A 17,435-nucleotide genomic window follows, 5' to 3' on the forward strand; every position below is an offset into this window, starting at 1 on the left:
CGCCCTTTGTAGAAGCACGCCCCAAGAAGGGAAAGCCCAACAGAAAACGGGCGCAGCCAGCGCCGCGCCCGTTTCAAAAGTCATTACTACGGATGCTTAGCCGCGCACCACATAGACCGAACACGTCGAGTGGCGCACCACCCGCGCTGCGTTCGGGCCCAGAAGGTAGTCCTTCAGGTCCGGACGATGTGCGCCAAGGACGATCAGATCGGCGTTGCCAAGCTCGGCAGCGCGCAAGACCTCTTCATAGACAGATCCAACCGCCACGATGTGACGTACCTTGGCGTCAGCCTCTGCGCCCAAAGTCTTCGCGGTCATGTTTTTCAGAAGCTCGCCCGCGTCCGTTTGGGCTGACTTCACGTGATGGTCCTGAAAATAGGCACCCACCACCGACATGCCGAAATCCGGCACGACAGTGATCACATCAAGCTGCGCCCCTCGCAGTTCGGCCAGCTCGGCTGCGGTTTTCAGGACGGGGCTTTCCGCATCAGCACGGTTGATGTCGACTGCACATAGAATGGTCTGGGTCATGCCGTTTCTCCTTCCATGATCTCTTCTTCCTTGGCGCGGCGAGACTGCAAGAGGGCCACAAGACCAAGCAGCAGCAGCGCGGGGATGAAGATCAGCTCTTTCGGCAATTGGTTCGAAGGTGCCTGCACCGCCGAGATCTGCACGGGATCATCCCCGTAGAAATCGAAAGTCGACAGCTTGTCGGACAGCGGCGTGCCGAACATCGGCTCGTCAATCCGCATCACGTCGCCTTCTGGCATCAGCATGATCCCTGCCGCATCCAGACGGGCAGCCCCGCCCTCGGCTTCGGGCACGTCCAGCACCACGGTCAGGTCCTTGACCTCGAGCGTGTCAAAGTCAGGGCCCGAGATCACGACACGCAGCGTGTCACCCGCGTTGGCATCACCAATCGCTTGCTCGATCTGCGCGGGTGCGATCTGTGTGAACGGCGGCTGGATCTGGTTCATGAAGAAGCCCGGACGGAACAGCGCGAAGGCCACGACCAGAAGGGCAACCGTTTCCCAGATGCGGGATTTCGTCAGGAAGAAGCCCATCGTACCCGCCGTGAAGACAAGGATGCCGATGGTTGCCACGATGAAGACGATAATGCCCTGCATCCATGTCACATCAATCAACAGAAGGTCCGTGTTGAAGATAAAGACGAAGGGCAAGGCGACGGTGCGGAGCGAGTAGAAAAACGCGGTAAAGCCGGTGCGGATGGCATCGCCCCCCGACACAGCCGCCGCCGCGAAACTCGCCAGCCCCACAGGGGGCGTCACGTCCGCCATGATCCCGAAATAGAAAACGAAGAGGTGAACGGCGATCAGCGGCACGACAAGGCCGGACTGCGCACCCAATTCAACAACAACGCCCACCATCAGCGAGGACACAACGATATAGTTCGCCGTGGTCGGCAGACCCATCCCAAGGATCAGCGACAGGATTGCCACGAAGACCAGCATCAGGATCAGGTTGCCGCCGGACAGGAACTCGACAAAGTCCGCCATCACCTGACCGATCCCGGTCAGCGATACGGTACCCACGATGATGCCCGCAGTAGCGGTGGCCAGACCGATGCCAATCATGTTGCGCGCACCGTCGATCATACCTTCGACCAAGTCCATCACACCGTCACGCAGACGCGAGATCGGGTTGTCTTCACCCCGGAACAGCGCCTTCAGCGCCTTTTGGGTCAGCAGGATGCCGAACAGCAGGAAAGTCGCCCAGAAGGCCGACAGGCCAGGCGATTTGCGTTCGATCATCAGGAAGTAGACCAGCACGATGATCGGCAGCAGGTAATAGAGACCCGACTTATAGATCTTCGCCACATCCGGCAGCTCAACCACCTCGGCGTTTGGGTCATCGGGTTCCAGATCTGGGACCTGTGCGGCCAGATAGATCAGCGCCACATAGATCACGAACAGAAGGATCGACAGGATCCAGCCCGAGCCCGCCGGGAACAGCGAGACAATCCAGCCCACCGGGTATTGCGTGGCGTAGCACAGAGCCGCAAAGCCCGCGAAAAAGACGAACATCCCGCCGATGGTTTTGCCCATCGACACGACCTTGTTGCCGATGGTCGGCATTTTGTTTTTCACCGCTTCCAGATGCACGATGTAGACCAACGCGATGTAGGAAATGATTGCAGGCAGGAAGGCGTGGGTGATGACCTCGACATAGGAAATGCCCACATATTCCACCATCAGGAACGCGGCTGCGCCCATGACGGGCGGCATGATCTGACCGTTCACAGACGAAGCAACTTCGACCGAGCCAGCCTTTTCAGCCGAGAAACCAACGCGCTTCATCAGCGGGATGGTGAAGGTGCCGGTGGTCACAACGTTGGCAATCGATGAGCCCGAGATCAGGCCGGTCGCGGCCGAGCCGACAACAGCCGCTTTCGCAGGGCCGCCACGCAGGTGGCCAAGGGCGCCGAACGCCATCTTGATAAAGTAGTTGCCCGCGCCCGCGCGATCCAGAAGGGCTCCGAACAGCACGAACAGGAAGACGAACTTGGTGGACACGCCCAGCGCGATGCCAAAGACACCTTCGGAAGTGATCCACATATGGCTCATCGCCTTACGAAGCGACGCGCCCGCCCAGCGGATCTGGTCAGGGACCACTTCGGAAGAGCCGAAGAAGACGTAGAATAGGAAAACGATTGCGAGGGCTACCATGACCGGGCCCAGCGTGCGGTAGGCTGCGATGAACAGGAACGCCAGACCGGCCAGCGCCATATAGGCGTCGGACTGATCGGCAAGGCCACCGTTCGCGACGATCTTGTCGTAAAAGAAATAGCCGTACAGCGCTAAGAACGCGCCCCCGACCCCAAGCACCCAGTCATACCACGGGATGTAGTTGCGTGGGCTGGATTTGAACAATGGATAGGCCATCGCGGCCAGGAAAATCGCAAACGCCAGATGGAACTGGCGCGAGTTGTTAATCAGGTCGCCAGGCAGAACATAAGGCGCCACCGGCGAAGCCAGAAGCACCTGAAAAATTGACCAAATCAGCGCGACGGCGGCAATCATCAGCCCGACCGCGCCCTGTGGGTTTCGCGCACCGGTGTCGCTGGCGGCGACGAGCTCTTGAAGCTCTTCTTCGCTAAGCGCGCGTTCCTCTTTCGTGGACATTGTGTCTCTCCCTCGGTCTACTTGCGACCGTACTTGTTTACTTAGGAAACATGCCCGATCTTCTGCCGGGTCAAAGCGATCGGGGGACGCAGGGCCGCCCCCCGATCAAAAGGCTTACGGGTGACCGCTTACTCGATAATTCCAGCCTCTTTATAGTACTTCGCAGCACCCGGGTGCAGCGGAGCCGACAGGCCTGCGGTCGCCATTTCCTTGGGGTCAAGGTTGGCGAATGCCGGGTGCAGACCTTTGAAGTCTTCGATGTTGTTCATGACCGACGACACAACGGCGTAGACAGCGTCTTCCGACACGGCGTCCGAGCTGACGAAGGTTGCGCCCACACCGAAGGTGGCGGTGTCAGCATCGTTGCCACGGTACATGCCGCCCGGAATGACCGCGGTCCGGTAGAACGAGTTATCGGCAACCAGCTTGTCTACAGCCTCGCCCGACACTTCAACCAGAACCGAGTCACAAGCCGTGGTGGCTTCCTGGATCGAACCCGAGGGGTGGCCAACGGTGTAAACCATCGCGTCGATCTGGTTGTCGCACAGAGCAGCAGACTGTTCCGAAGCTTTCAGCTCGGTTGCCAGAGCGAAGTCATCGGTGGTCCAGCCCAGCGCTTCCAGCAGCACTTCCATGGTGCCGCGCTGACCAGAACCGGGGTTACCGATGTTGACACGCTTACCTTTCAGATCAGCGAAAGTCTTGATGCCGCTGTCTGCACGGGCCACGACGGTGAAGGGCTCGGGGTGGACCGAGAATACAGCGCGCAGGCCTTCGAACTTGCCGGCATCTTCGAACTTCGAGGTGCCGTTATAAGCGTGGTACTGCCAGTCCGACTGGGCCACACCAAATTCCAGCTCGCCTTCGCGGATGGTGTTGATGTTGTAGACCGACCCACCGGTCGACTCGACCGAGCAGCGTACGCCGTGGTCTTTGCGGCCTTTGTTGACCAGACGGCAGATCGCGCCACCGGTCGGATAGTACACGCCGGTCACGCCGCCGGTACCGATGGTGATGAATTCCTCGGCAAAGGCAGCAGGCGCCATCACTGCGGTGGCAGCAACCCCTGCAAATGCAATCTTGAACCCTTTAAACATCAGATTTCTCCCTTGTTTTGATGTTTGTTTATTCGCTCCACACTTCCGCCAGTTGGCGGTTGTGAAGCTCGACTTCAGCAATTCGTTCCTGGGCCGCGACGCCAGCGCGCCCGACCACCATTCCGACGATGGTTTCCAGAAGGAACATCGTCGACACGTAGGACGAAAAGAAATGAGGGCTATCGGTCGACACAGAGAACCCTGCCGACGCAAATTCCAACGCTGGACACGTATGCGTATCGGTGATCACCACGACATAAACCCCTAACTCACGTGCAAGCCTGGCTGCCTTGATCACTGAGACAGCAAATGGCGGCTTGGTAACTATAAGTAGTGCATCACGTTCATCGAGCCCTGACAAGGCTCCCCCTAGGGAAGCCCCCATCCGATTGGCGAGAATCCAGTTATCTGCGCAGAAATTCGCCATATAAGACAGGTATTCCACGACCCCGGTGGACCCCAACGCCCCCAAAAGAAGCACCTTCCGGGACGCCGCCAAACGGTCGGCCACGTCACGAATCGCATCCGGATCCAACCCAGCCATCGTCTGCCTCAGGTTGTTCTCGCATGCGGCGAAATGGGCCTGAACGAAGTCAGATTTCCCGTCGCCATGCGCTTTTTGAAGCTGCCCAGCCCGATCCGCGAAATTATTCACTTTGCGGTCGATCTTGTCGCGCATCTCGTCCCGCAGCTCGTCAAAGCTGGCATAGTCCAAGGCCCTGGCCAGACGCGAGAATGTGGCGGGCGACACGCCGGTCTGCGCGGACACGGTGCGCAGTGGACGCGACACGGCATCCAGCGGGTTGGCCACAAGATAATCGGCAGCTGCGCGCAAGGCACCGCTTAGATCACCATAGGCCACTGCCAGCCTCTTTTCGAAGCTCTCACTTGCGCTCACGTCCAGTGTCTCCCTGTTTGGACAAGGTTCAGTGTTCCTTTTGTTTCACCTATTGTCAATTCTCGATTCATTTGTTTCAATGGCAACAGGTTCAACGGGACATGCAAGGGATCCCCATGTCACATATTTTCCCGCGTCACTGCAAATCAGCCCCACCTATCGCAACCCGCGGAGACGGCATCTACATCATTGATTCCAAAGAGAAAAGATACCTCGATGGATCCGGTGGTGCGGCTGTGTCATGTCTTGGGCATTCGGACCCGGACGTGGCCAAAGCCATGCATGATCAGATCGACAGACTCAGCTTCGCGCACACCGGATTCCTGACGTCAGAGCCGGCAGAATCACTCGCAGACCGCCTGATCGCGCATGCGCCCGAGGGAATCGAGCGCGTCTATTTGGTGTCTGGCGGTTCGGAAGCCGTCGAGGCAGCGCTGAAGCTTTCGCGTCAGTACATGATCGAAACCGGGCAGCCCCAACGCACCCGTTTCATCGCCCGCAAGCAAAGCTATCACGGCAACACGCTGGGCGCGTTGGGCACCGGCGGCAACATGTGGCGGCGCGAGCCGTTTGATCCGTTGATGATGTCGGCCAGCCATATCGATCCCTGCTATGAGTACCGCCTGCGCCAAGAAGGCGAAACGGAAGAGGACTACGGGTTGCGCGCCGCGAATGCGCTGGAAGAGGAAATCCTGCGTGTCGGGCCCGAGACGGTGATCGGCTTCCTTGCGGAACCCGTGGTCGGCGCCACCGCAGGTGCCGTTCCTGCCGTCAAAGGCTATTTCAAACGCATCCGCGAGATTTGCGATCAGTACGGCATTCTGCTGATTCTGGACGAGGTCATGTGCGGCATGGGCCGTACCGGCACTCTGTTTGCCTGCGAGCAAGACGAGATTTCGCCCGACATCATCACCATCGCGAAGGGGCTTGGCGCGGGTTATCAGCCGATTGGCGCGATGCTGTGCACGGGTGCGATCTATGACGCGATTGCACAAGGCAGCGGGTTCTTTCAGCACGGGCACACCTATATCGGCCACCCTGTCGCCGCTGCCGCCGCCGATGCGGTCGTGCGCAAGCTGACCGAGGGCGGCATGGTCGCGCGTGCGGCCAAGATGGGCACCCGTCTGAACGATGCCCTGCATGCCGAGTTCGGCCAGCACCCCCATATCGGGGACATCCGCGGGCGCGGCATGTTTCGCGGGCTGGAAATCGTGGCAGACCGCGACAGCAAAGCGCCGTTCGATCCCTCCCGCGGCATCGCAGGCCGTTTGAAGAAGCAAGCGTTCAAGAACGGCCTGATCTGCTATCCGATGAGCGGTACGATTGACGGTCAACACGGCGATCACGTGCTTCTGGCCCCGCCCTTTATCATCTCGGACGAGCAGATTGATGAGTTGGTGGGCAAACTCTCCAAATCGTTGGAGCAGGTTCTGTGACACCGCTTCCCAAGATCATGCTCGCCCCCAACGGGGCGCGCCTGACCAAAGCCGACCACCCTGCCCTGCCGATGACCCCAGCCGAGATTCTGGAAACCACTCAAGCCTGTCAGACGTTGGGCGTGGATGGGTTACACCTGCATTTGCGGGATGCGGAGGGTAAGCACCTTCTGGATGCCGGCGCCTATGCCGACGCACTAGACTTGTTCCGCGCCGACATGCCCGACTTCCCGGTGCAAATCACGACCGAGGCGGTCGGTGTGTATGACCCCACCCATCAACGGCATGTTGCACTGAATTCGGGGGCAGACATGGTCTCAGCCTCGGTCCGCGAGCTGTGCCGGGATGATCACGACGTGACGCGGGCGTTCTACAACGACTGCCATCAGCGCGGGATTGCGGTGCAGCATATCCTCTATGATGTGGCGGACGCAGACCTGCTGACCCACGTACTGGATGAGACGCTTCTAACCGCGCCCGAACTACAACTGATCTTCGTGCTTGGGCGCTATGCCGTGGGGCAGAAATCAAACCCGAAAGAGCTGGACCCGTTCCTGGAGTGGCTGAAGGAAACGGGCTTATCGCCCGACTGGGCCGTCTGCGCCTTTGGTCCGGGCGAAACCCCTGCCCTTTTGCGCGCTGTTCAGGCGGGTGGAAAGTGCCGGGTCGGGTTTGAAAACTCGCGCCAACACGCGGACGGGTCTGTTGCGACAGACAACGCCGCGCGCGTGGCGGAACTGGTGAAAGCCTGCACCGAACTAGCCTAAGACTTAGAACATCTTCGCGCGGGCATCCGAGGGCGACATGCCAAACTGCTTCTTGAACGACCGCACAAGGCTCGACCGTGTGCCGAAGCCCGTGGCGGCTGCAATCTCGTGCATGGAATAGCTGGTCTGCTGCACCAACTGACTGGCGCGTTCCAACCGCAAACTGCGATAGATCGTCAGCGGGCTGACACCCAATTGGGTGGCAAAGCGGCGCTGCAATTGGCGTGAGGATACGTTCATGATCCGGGCGATCTGGACGATCGATAGAGTGTTTTCCAAGTGCTCCAGCATCACAGCCACGCAATCACCAATGATGCGGTCGCCCCCGGAATAGCGTTTGATAATGTGTTCTTGCTTACCGTGGAACGGCTCGCCCGAGACCTCGAGCCCGACATAATCGCCGAAGGTGGCGGCGGAGAATCCACCCATCTCTGCTTCCAGAAGTTTCAGGAACAGGCGCAGGGCGGCGAAGATGCTGGTGGCGCTGCAGATGCGGCCGTCAATGGCGAAGGGCGCACCGCTGCCGATGCAGAATAGCCCTTCTTCCTCGGCCACGAAGCGCAGGTTCGAATGCACGGCCAAGGCGGTACGGCTGGCAAAAACAGATTTACACAGCACAAACACGCCGCCGCCCACCAGCACGCATTGGCGGCTGAGGCGCAGAAGCTGGTGCGCACGGTTTAATTGTTTGTTGTCCAACTGCCAGCGGGCATGAAAGTCGGCCCAAAACACGACGGTGCGGTTTCGCCAATAGGCCTGATCATGCGACGGGCAGCTGTCCAGCGTATAGACAGACACGTCGCGCGGCGTTTCGGCGTTGGTGAACTGATCAAGCGAGATGAAGAAATCGCGAAAGACACTGGCCAACGAAACGTGACTGCGATCAGGCACGATGATGGTGATATTTTGGATTGGACCAATGGCCGACAGGTCGTTCACGGGGGCCATAAGTGTGTTCTGAATATTCATAGATGCATCCCGTTATCTGGTACGACATTATGAGACCCCGCCCGGCCAGTTTTGGACCGGGCGGGGGAAGTGTTTATGCCTCGTCTTCGTAGGCGTCCATCGGGGGACAGGTACAGATCAGGTTGCGGTCGCCATACGCGTTGTCCACGCGGTTCACGACCGGCCAGTACTTGTCCACGCCCAGGTTGCCCGGAGGGAAGCAGGCCTGTTCGCGGGTGTAGGGACGATCCCATTCGCCCACCAGGTCACGCACCGTGTGGGGGGCGTGTTTCAGCGGGTTGTTTTCGGGGTCGATATTACCGTCGATGATGTCCTGAGCCTCGGCCCGGATGGACAGCATGGCGTCGCAGAAGCGATCCAGCTCGGCCTTGGGTTCGGATTCTGTGGGCTCGACCATCAGCGTCCCTGCAACCGGCCACGACATGGTCGGTGCGTGGAAGCCGCTGTCGACCAGACGTTTGGCTACGTCATCCACGGTCACGTTGCCCTCGTCCGCCAGCGGGCGGGTGTCGAGGATACATTCATGCGCCACACGACCGGTCTTGGACGTGTACAGAATGTTGTACCCGTCTTTCAGACGTGCCGCGATGTAGTTGGCGTTCAGGATCGCCACTTTCGTCGCTTGGGTCAGGCCCGCGCCACCCATCAGCAGGACGTAAGCCCAGCTGACCGGCAGGATCGAGGGCGAACCAAACGGCGCCGCCGACACCGGACCAACAGCCGTGCCGTATTCCGGGTGACCCGGCAGGTGCTCTGCCAAGTGAGCCTTCACACCGATCGGACCCATGCCGGGGCCGCCCCCGCCATGCGGGATGCAGAAGGTCTTGTGCAGGTTCAGGTGGCTGACGTCACCGCCTACATCACCTGGACGGGCCAGACCGACCATGGCGTTCATGTTGGCGCCGTCGATATAGACCTGACCACCGTGATCATGGGTGATCTGGCAGACTTCCTGCACGGTTTCTTCGAACACACCGTGGGTCGAAGGATAGGTGATCATACAGGCCGCAAGATCGTCCGAGTGCTGGATCGCCTTGTTGCGGAAATCCTCGATGTCGATGTTGCCATCCTCATCCGATTTCACCGGCACAACCTTATAGCCCACCATCTGCGCAGACGCTGGGTTGGTGCCGTGTGCCGAGGTCGGGATCAGGCAGATGTTGCGGTGTGCTTCACCACGCGACGCGTGATAGTTGCGGATGGTCAGAAGGCCCGCATATTCACCCTGCGCACCCGAGTTCGGCTGCTGCGAAATCGCGTCATAGCCGGTGATCTGGCACAGCTTGTCGTTCAGGTCGGTGATCATCTCGTGATAGCCTTGGGCCTGATCTTCAGGGCAGAACGGGTGCAGGTTGCCAAACTCCGGCCACGTGACCGGGATCATTTCGATCGTGGCGTTCAGCTTCATGGTGCACGAGCCCAGCGGGATCATCGCACGGTCAAGCGCCAGATCGCGGTCGGCAAGACGGCGCATATAGCGGGTGATCTCGGCCTCGGCACGGTTCAGGTGGAAGATCGGGTGGGTCAGATATTCGCTTTCACGCAGCGCGTAGTCCGGCAGGCGGTACGCCACGTTTGAGCTGTCATCCTTGCGGTCGATGCCAAAGGCACCCCAGACGGCCTCGATGGTTTCAGGGCGGGTCTGTTCGTCAAGGCTGATGCCAACTTTGGTCTCGCCCACTTTGCGCAGGTTCACACCGCGTGCGACGGCAGCTTCCATGACGGTCTGCTGCAGTTGGCCGACTTCGACGGTGATCGTGTCGAAGAACACTTCCGGCTCGACTTGGAAACCGGCTTCTTCCAGACCAGCGGCCATGCGCGAGGTTTTGCGGTGCACCGACTGCGCGATGGCTTTGATGCCATCAGGGCCGTGGTACACGGCGTACATCGAGGCAATAACGGCCAGCAGCGCCTGCGCGGTACAGACGTTCGAGTTCGCCTTCTCGCGACGGATGTGCTGTTCGCGGGTTTGCAGCGCCAGACGGTAGGCCTTGTTGCCACGCGCGTCGATCGACACACCGATGATGCGGCCGGGCATGGCGCGCTTCAGCTTGTCGGTCGTCGCCATGTAAGCGGCGTGCGGACCACCATAGCCCATCGGAACACCGAAACGCTGGGTCGAGCCCACGGCGATATCAGCACCCATTTCACCCGGCGACTTCAGCAGCGCCAGTGCCAGAATATCGGCGGCCACAACGGCAATCGCTTTGTGCTCGTGCAGGGCTTCGATTTCTTTGGTGAAGTCACGCACGTGACCTTCGGTGCCCGGGTACTGGAAGATCGCACCAAACACGGCGCCGGCGTCCAGCGCATCGGGGTCAGCAACCTGAACGTCGATGCCCAAAGGCTCGGCGCGGGTTTTGATCACGGCGATGGTCTGCGGGTGACAGTTTTTGTCCACGAAGAACGCCGCATTGTTGGCTTTCGAGCGCGAGCCGCGATGCGCCATGGTCATGGCTTCAGCAGCCGCAGTGGCTTCATCCAGAAGCGATGCGTTGGCCACTTCCAGACCGGTCATATCCGACACCATGGTCTGATAGTTCAGAAGGGCTTCCAGACGGCCTTGCGAAATCTCGGGCTGATAGGGCGTATAGGCCGTGTACCAAGCCGGGTTTTCCAGAATGTTGCGCAGGATGGGCGCAGGCGTCGTGGTGCCATAGTACCCCTGCCCGATCAGCGAGGTCAGAACCTTGTTCTTCGAGGCCACCTGTTTCATGTGGAAAAGCGCGTCGCGTTCCGACATGGCAGGGCCCCAGTCTAGCGCCTCTTCCTGACGGATTGCGGGCGGAACCGTTGCGTCGATCAGTTCATCAAGCGTCTTGAAGCCGATCACTTTCAGCATGTCGGCCATCTCGCGGGGGGATGGGCCGATATGGCGGCGGTTGGCGAAGTCATAGGCTTCGTAGTCGGTCAGTTTGAAGGCCATGCTTGGATCCTCGTGAAGGGGGGATATGACCCGCCGGTTGCCCGGCGGGCGGTCTGTTCTTAGCCGATCAGGGCTTTGTAGCCGTCCAGATCCATCAGATCTTCCAGCTGCGAGGCGTCTGCCAGCTTGACCTTATAGATCCAGGCGTCGCCCTCGGGATTTTCGTTCAAGGCACCAGGGGTGTCTTCCAAAGCACCATTGGCCTCAACCACTTCACCGTCAACCGGTGCGTAGATTTCGGACGCGGCTTTCACACTTTCGATTACGCCGATCTCGTCGCCTTTTTCGAATTCGTCGCCCGCTTCGCGCTGCTCAACGAAAACGATTTCGCCCAGCTGGTCAGCGGCGTGTTGCGTGATGCCGATGGTGGCGATGTCGCCCTCTACGGTGATCCATTCGTGCTCTTCCGAGTAATAAGTCGTCATATCAGGATATCCCCTGTCTTAGCGTTTGTAGTTCTGCTGCACGAAGGGCAGCGATACGATTTCGGCAGGCTGGGCCTTGCCGCGAATGATAAGGTTCACTTTCTCTCCAACCTCGCCGTGGCCCTTGGCCACATAGCCCATAGCAACGGGGCCACCGACGGTCGGACCAAAACTGCCCGAGGTGATCTCGCCGATGGTGTTGCCTTCGGCGCACTGGATTTCCACGTGCTGACGAGCGGGGGCACGGCCTTCGGGCTTGATGCCCACCAGCTTTTTCGCGGCGCCTTCGGCCAGTTCACGCTGGATACGCTCGGCACCCGGGAAACCGCCTTCTTCTTTGCGGCGCTTCTGGATCGCCCAAGCAAGGCTTGCTTCGATCGGCGAGGTCGACTGGTCGATGTCGTTGCCATAAAGGCAAAGGCCAGCTTCCAGACGCAGGCTGTCGCGGGCGCCAAGGCCAGCGGGCTCGCAGTCGTCATGGGCCAGGAAGGCGCGGGCGACGGCTTCGGCATCTGCTTCCGGGATCGAAATCTCGTAGCCGTCTTCGCCGGTATAGCCCAGACGCGAAATGCGGCAGCTGACACCGTTGATGTCCGCAACGGTGGTTTCCATGAAGGTCAGGTCACGCGCGGCCGGGCAAAGCTCGCCCACCACGTCCTCGGCCTTGGGGCCTTGCACGGCAACCAGCGCGCGGTCGAAGATCTCGGTCACCTCGACGCCGTCCAGATTGGCGGCCATGTGCGGGATGTCCTGATGACGCATGGATGCGTTCACCACGACAAAGAAATGATCACCGGCGTTCGAGACGATCAGGTCATCCATGATGCCGCCGTCTTCGTTGGTGAAGAAGCCATAGCGTGCCTTGCCTTCTTTCAGCGTGGCATAGGCCTGCGGGCAGATCGCTTCCAGCTTCTCGCCGATATTGTCGCCTTTCAGGATCACCTGACCCATGTGGCTGACGTCAAACAGCGCGGCTTTCTCGCGGCAGTGCTTGTGCTCGCCCATAATCCCCATCGGGTATTGAACGGGCATTTCCCAGCCAGCGAAATCGACCATCTTGCCGCCAAGTTCGACGTGCAAATCATACAACGGTGTGCGTTTAGGGGTGTCGGTCATGTCGGCCTCCTATGGCGCGATTGATATTGTCGGGGCCGGGGGGCAGGTATCCGCCCCCCGGCGTCATCTTTGTTCGGCGTTATTCAGCCGGGGTCTGATCCGGCTCGGTCGCGCCACCCGAGGCGAAGAATTCCTTCGTCACCTTGAAGACGACCGGGCTGAGCAGGGCCAAGGCGATCAGGTTCGGGATCGCCATCATGGCGTTCAGCGTATCGGCCAGCAGCCAGATGAAGCCCAGATTGGCGGTCGCGCCCAGCGGCACGGCGATGCACCACAGGATGCGGAACGGGACCAGAGATTTGACGCCCAGGAAGAACTCGACGCATTTCTCACCATAATAGGACCAGCCCAAGATGGTGGTAAAGGCAAAGACTGACAGTGAGATAGCGATCAAGTAGCCGCCGAAGCCCGGCAGGGTCGTCTCGAACGCCAGCGAGGTCAAAGCCGCACCGGATTCACCCGAGGTCCACGCGCCCGACGCGATGATCGCAAGGCCCGTGATCGAGCAGACGATGATCGTATCGATGAAGGTTCCCAGCATGGCAACCAGACCTTGGTTTACCGGACCAGCGGTTTCAGCTGCAGCGTGAGCGATGGGCGCCGAGCCCAGACCAGCTTCGTTCGAGAACACGCCACGTGCCACACCAAAGCGGATGGCGGCCCAGACGGCGGCGCCCGCAAAACCACCTTCGGCGGCCGAGGGCGTGAAGGCGTGGGTAAAGACCAGCGACAGGGCGTTGCCCAGCTCACCAGCGTTCAGAAGCAGAACCAGAAGGCCGATCAGGATGTAAGACACAGCCATCAGCGGCACCAGTTTTTCAGCCACGGCACCGATGCGGGTAATACCACCCAGCACAACGCCACCGGTCAGGACCATCAGGACCACGCCCGTGCCGATTTCCGGAATACCGAAGTTGGTGTTCAGCACGTCGGCCACACCGTTTGCCTGCACCGTGTTGCCGATGCCGAAGGCGGCGATGGCACCAAAGCCAGCAAATGCCGGAGCCAGCCAGTACCACTGCTTACCCAGCCCGTTCTTGATGTAGTACATCGGACCACCGACGTAGTTGCCCAGCTCGTCCTGCTCGCGGTATTTCACCGCGCAGACGGCCTCGGCGTATTTGGTGGCCATGCCCACAAGCGCGGTCATCCACATCCAGAACAGGGCGCCAGGGCCACCCAAGAATACGGCGGTTGCAACGCCGGCGATGTTCCCGGTGCCGATCGTGGCCGACAGCGAGGTCATCAGCGCCTGAAACGGCGTGATCTGACCGGCACCATGCGCGGTGCGACCGTTCCACAACAGTGAAAACCCTTTACCGATTTTCAGGATCGGCATCAGCTTCAAGCCGACCTGAAGGAATAGGCCGACCCCCAGGATCAGGACCAACATCAGTGGCCCCCAAACGATCCCGTTGATCCAGCCTACAAAATTTGACAACGCTTCCATGGTTTCCTCCCCTTAGCGTCCTCAGTCAGGCCCCAGCCGCAAGCGCCACTTGGCGCGCTTGCTTGAGGGCCGCGAAATCTTCGTCAGCATGGAACGACGACCGCGTCAGCGGCGTGGCCGACACCCCAAGGAACCCCTTGGCGCGGGCGGCTTGTTCCAAGCTTGCGAACTCTTCCGGTGTCCAGAACCGGTCGATCTTGTGATGTTTGGCGGTGGGCTGCAGATACTGCCCAACGGTTAGGAAATCGACATTGGCGGCGCGCAGGTCGTCCATGACTTGCTTTACCTCGGCCATCGTCTCGCCCAGACCGACCATCAGGCCAGACTTGGTGAACAGGCCGGGGTTGGCGCGCTTGGCATCATCCAGAAGGCGCAGCGACTGGTAGTAGCGCGCGCCGGGGCGCACCGTCGGATACAGACGCGGCACGGTTTCCAGATTGTGATTGAAAACGTCGGGGGCGGCGTCAAAGACCTCGTCCGCTGCATCGCCCTTACCCAGAAAATCCGGGGTCAGAACTTCGACCGTTGTGCCGGGGTTCTGATGGCGCACCGCGCGGATCGTCTGGGCGATATGCCCTGCCCCACCATCGGCCAGATCATCCCGGTCAACCGAGGTGATCACCACGTGACGCAGCCCCAGCTTCTTGACCGCAGCTGCCACGCGGCCCGGTTCGAACGCGTCCAGCGCATCCGGGCGGCCGGTCGACACGTTGCAGAAGCTACACCCACGGGTGCAGATCTCGCCCATGATCATCATGGTGGCGTGACGCTTGGACCAACATTCACCCACATTCGGGCATGCAGCCTCTTCGCAGACCGTGACCAGATCGTGATCCCGCATCAGGCGACGGGTCTCGTAATACTCGGCGCTTTCGATCTTCTTTTTGCGAATCCAGCTGGGCTTGCGCGGGATCGCGCTGTCGGGCTTGTGGGCCTTTTCGGGGTGACGAAGGCGGGGGATCTGGTTCATCACTGCCCCCTTACGCGTGAATAGCGCGGCCCAGCGCGTCCAGACAGGCTTCTTTCACGGCCTCAGCCATGGAGGGGTGCGCGTGACAGCTTGCCGCCACGTCCGTGAGTGTCGCCCCCTTCGCCATAGCCAAGACCAGTTCGGCGATCAGATCGCCGCCGTGAGCACCACAAATATGCGCCCCCAGCAGCACGCCGTCGGGCGACGCCAGAACTTTGACCGCACCGTCCGTTTCCCCGGTCGAGCGCGCGCGCGAGTTCGCCATGAAGGTAAACTTGCCGCTGATATAGTCGGTGCCCGCGTCCTTCAGCGCCTCTTCGGTTGCCCCGACTGAAGCAACCTCGGGATCGGTGTAAACCACGCCCGGAACTTTGTCGTAGTCCACATGGCCCTGCAGACCGGCCAGACCTTCAACACAGGCCACACCATCTTCTTCCGCTTTATGCGCCAGCATCGGGCCGGGCACACAATCGCCAATGGCATAGATGCCGGGCACCGAGCTTTGGAAGCTGCCGTCCACCGGGATGAAGCCGCGTTCGTTGACCTCAACGCCCAGCGCGTCCAGCCCCAGACCACGGGTGACCGGGCGACGGCCAATGGCGACCAGAACCTTGTCGGCCACGATGGTGTCCACGGTGTCTTTGCCAACGCGTTCCACAGTCAGGGACAGACCGCCCTCGCCTGCGTCAACCGCCTTCACAGCGCGGCCCAGTTGGAATTTCAGCCCACGCTTCGACAGGGCGCGCTGCGCCAGCTTGGCGATCTCGCCATCAATGCCGGGCAGGATGCGGTCGAGGTATTCAACAACGGTCACCTTGGCGCCCAGACGCGCCCAAACCTGACCCAGCTCCAGACCGATGACACCCGCGCCGATCACCACCAGATGTTCAGGCACCGCATCCAGCGCCAACGCGCCGGTCGAGCTGAGTACGTCGGTTTCGTCAATCTCGACACCCGGCAGCGGGGTCGGTTCCGAGCCGGTGGCAATCAGAATGTTCTTTGTTTCGTGAATGGTGTCGCCCACCTTGACCTGACCGGCGGCGGGAATGGTCGCCCACCCCTCGATCAGTTCGACGCCGTTCTTTTTGAACAGAAATCCGATGCCCTTGGTCAGATCACCGACGACCTTATCTTTACGTGCCATCATGGCATTCAGATCCAGCGAAGCACCTTCAACCGCAATCCCATGAGCAGCCAGATGCGATAGCTCGGCATATTTACCGGACGAGGTCAGAAGCGCCTTCGACGGGATGCAGCCCACGTTCAGGCACGTCCCGCCCAACGACCCACGGCCTTCAACACAGGCAACCTTAAGGCCCAGCTGTGCCGCACGAATGGCAGCGACATAGCCACCGGGGCCGGCTCCAATCACGATCAGGTCAAACATGTTTTCCTCCGCTTCCCGCTCACATTCATGAATGCGCATTTTGTGGAATAGTTTCCTATCCGGGATTTCTTGTTTCTCATAGGAAACTTCGGGGGGAAGTGCAACATTTGTGTGCAGTGGGATACTTTGACAGCTCTGAGAGCAGTAACTAAGCTGCGGAGGAACAACGGGAAAATTCAGGAGGCCCGCATGGAAATCGACCCGAATGGCGCTGCACAAACAGGCAGCGAGCCTGCGGACGCACCCGATGGCGAAGCGATGGGCCTTATGATTCGAGAGGCCCGGAAGGCGAAAGGGCTGACGCTGGAAGATACGGCGCGGGCCGCTGGCATCGGCCGCTCGACCCTGTCAAAGATCGAAAACAATCAGACGCGACCAAGCTTCGACATCATCCGCCGCCTGATGCAAACGCTGGAACTTGAAACCCCACAGTTGTTCCTGCAATCCGCGAAGACGGACATTTCCGGTCGCCGCGACTATACCCGCGCCGGTCAGGGCGAGATCAAAAAGACGCCAACCTACACGCATGAATTGCTGTGCAACGAACTGACCTCGAAAAGCATGGTGCCCTATATCTCGACCGTCACCGCACGCGAGGTGTCCGAGTATGACGATTGGGTGCGCCATAACGGTGAAGAGTTCATGTTCGTTCTGTCGGGCGAGCTGACATTGGTGACCGAGCACTACCGCCCGCTGCATCTGGGCCCCGGCGATTCTGTCTATTACGACGCGCGGATGGGGCATGGGCTGATCTCGACCAGCAAAGAAGATGCGAAAGTGCTGTGGGTGTCGCTGGGCCTGTAATGCTGGCACTTGCGCCAGTGTATGAAGGCTGACGCAACTCTCATTGC

At 60.1% G+C, this 17,435-nt stretch carries 14 protein-coding genes; 3 read left to right on the forward strand and 11 right to left on the reverse strand.

The features are described from left to right. Nucleotides 1-96: 96 nt before the first annotated feature. From EOL43_RS08865 to EOL43_RS08880, 4 genes are all read right to left on the reverse strand, one after another. On the reverse strand, nt 97-531 hold the full coding sequence (locus tag EOL43_RS08865; RefSeq protein ID WP_133487662.1) for a universal stress protein: 435 nt from the start codon (nt 529-531) through the stop codon (nt 97-99). Next, the gene (locus tag EOL43_RS08870; protein WP_133487664.1) at nt 528-3,143 is read right to left on the reverse strand and encodes a TRAP transporter permease; all 2,616 of its coding nucleotides are present in this window, start codon (nt 3,141-3,143) and stop codon (nt 528-530) included. Before EOL43_RS08870 ends, EOL43_RS08865 begins: the two co-directional genes overlap by 4 nt. 128 nt (nt 3,144-3,271) lie before the next feature. Beyond that, a complete protein-coding gene (locus EOL43_RS08875; RefSeq protein WP_133487666.1) occupies nt 3,272-4,240 on the reverse strand; it encodes a TAXI family TRAP transporter solute-binding subunit in 969 nt (322 codons plus the stop codon). A gap of 28 nt (nt 4,241-4,268) precedes the next feature. Next, nucleotides 4,269-5,138 carry a MurR/RpiR family transcriptional regulator gene (locus EOL43_RS08880; RefSeq protein ID WP_240686505.1) on the reverse strand — a complete coding sequence of 290 codons (870 nt, stop codon included), beginning with the start codon at nt 5,136-5,138 and terminating at the stop codon, nt 4,269-4,271. Between the two features lie 116 nt (nt 5,139-5,254). On the opposite strand from EOL43_RS08880, the gene EOL43_RS08885 reads away from it, so the two are divergent. After that, nucleotides 5,255-6,574 (forward strand): aspartate aminotransferase family protein, encoded by a 1,320-nt coding sequence (locus EOL43_RS08885; protein WP_133487668.1) that lies wholly within the window; start codon nt 5,255-5,257, stop codon nt 6,572-6,574. Beyond that, nucleotides 6,571-7,341 carry a beta-keto acid cleavage family enzyme gene (locus EOL43_RS08890; RefSeq protein WP_133487670.1) on the forward strand — a complete coding sequence of 257 codons (771 nt, stop codon included), beginning with the start codon at nt 6,571-6,573 and terminating at the stop codon, nt 7,339-7,341. Before EOL43_RS08885 ends, EOL43_RS08890 begins: the two co-directional genes overlap by 4 nt. Before the next feature lie 3 nt (nt 7,342-7,344). Here the strand turns inward: EOL43_RS08890 and EOL43_RS08895 are convergent, their stop codons facing one another. The 7 genes from EOL43_RS08895 to lpdA form a co-directional block, all read right to left on the reverse strand. Further along, nucleotides 7,345-8,310: a helix-turn-helix domain-containing protein gene (locus EOL43_RS08895; RefSeq protein ID WP_133487671.1), complete on the reverse strand. Its 966-nt coding sequence runs from the start codon at nt 8,308-8,310 to the stop codon at nt 7,345-7,347. Between the two features lie 73 nt (nt 8,311-8,383). Beyond that, a complete protein-coding gene (gene gcvP, locus EOL43_RS08900; RefSeq protein ID WP_133487673.1) occupies nt 8,384-11,236 on the reverse strand; it encodes an aminomethyl-transferring glycine dehydrogenase in 2,853 nt (950 codons plus the stop codon). 59 nt (nt 11,237-11,295) lie between these two features. Beyond that, nucleotides 11,296-11,661: a glycine cleavage system protein GcvH gene (gene gcvH, locus EOL43_RS08905; RefSeq protein ID WP_133487675.1), complete on the reverse strand. Its 366-nt coding sequence runs from the start codon at nt 11,659-11,661 to the stop codon at nt 11,296-11,298. 18 nt (nt 11,662-11,679) lie between these two features. Next, the gene (gcvT, locus tag EOL43_RS08910) at nt 11,680-12,777 is read right to left on the reverse strand and encodes a glycine cleavage system aminomethyltransferase GcvT (RefSeq protein WP_133487677.1); all 1,098 of its coding nucleotides are present in this window, start codon (nt 12,775-12,777) and stop codon (nt 11,680-11,682) included. Nucleotides 12,778-12,856: 79 nt separating this feature from the next. Continuing rightward, nucleotides 12,857-14,227, reverse strand: a complete 1,371-nt coding sequence (locus EOL43_RS08915; RefSeq protein ID WP_133487679.1) for an alanine/glycine:cation symporter family protein — start codon at nt 14,225-14,227, stop codon at nt 12,857-12,859. Between the two features lie 25 nt (nt 14,228-14,252). Continuing rightward, nucleotides 14,253-15,197, reverse strand: a complete 945-nt coding sequence (gene lipA / locus EOL43_RS08920; protein WP_133487681.1) for a lipoyl synthase — start codon at nt 15,195-15,197, stop codon at nt 14,253-14,255. A gap of 10 nt (nt 15,198-15,207) precedes the next feature. Beyond that, on the reverse strand, nt 15,208-16,584 hold the full coding sequence (gene lpdA / locus EOL43_RS08925; protein WP_133487683.1) for a dihydrolipoyl dehydrogenase: 1,377 nt from the start codon (nt 16,582-16,584) through the stop codon (nt 15,208-15,210). Between the two features lie 189 nt (nt 16,585-16,773). On the opposite strand from lpdA, the gene EOL43_RS08930 reads away from it, so the two are divergent. Beyond that, nucleotides 16,774-17,388 carry a helix-turn-helix domain-containing protein gene (locus EOL43_RS08930; RefSeq protein ID WP_240686506.1) on the forward strand — a complete coding sequence of 205 codons (615 nt, stop codon included), beginning with the start codon at nt 16,774-16,776 and terminating at the stop codon, nt 17,386-17,388. Nucleotides 17,389-17,435: the final 47 nt, after the last annotated feature.

The sequence above is a fragment of the Aliiroseovarius marinus genome (assembly GCF_004360145.1).
In the GTDB taxonomy this organism is placed as follows: domain Bacteria; phylum Pseudomonadota; class Alphaproteobacteria; order Rhodobacterales; family Rhodobacteraceae; genus Aliiroseovarius; species Aliiroseovarius marinus.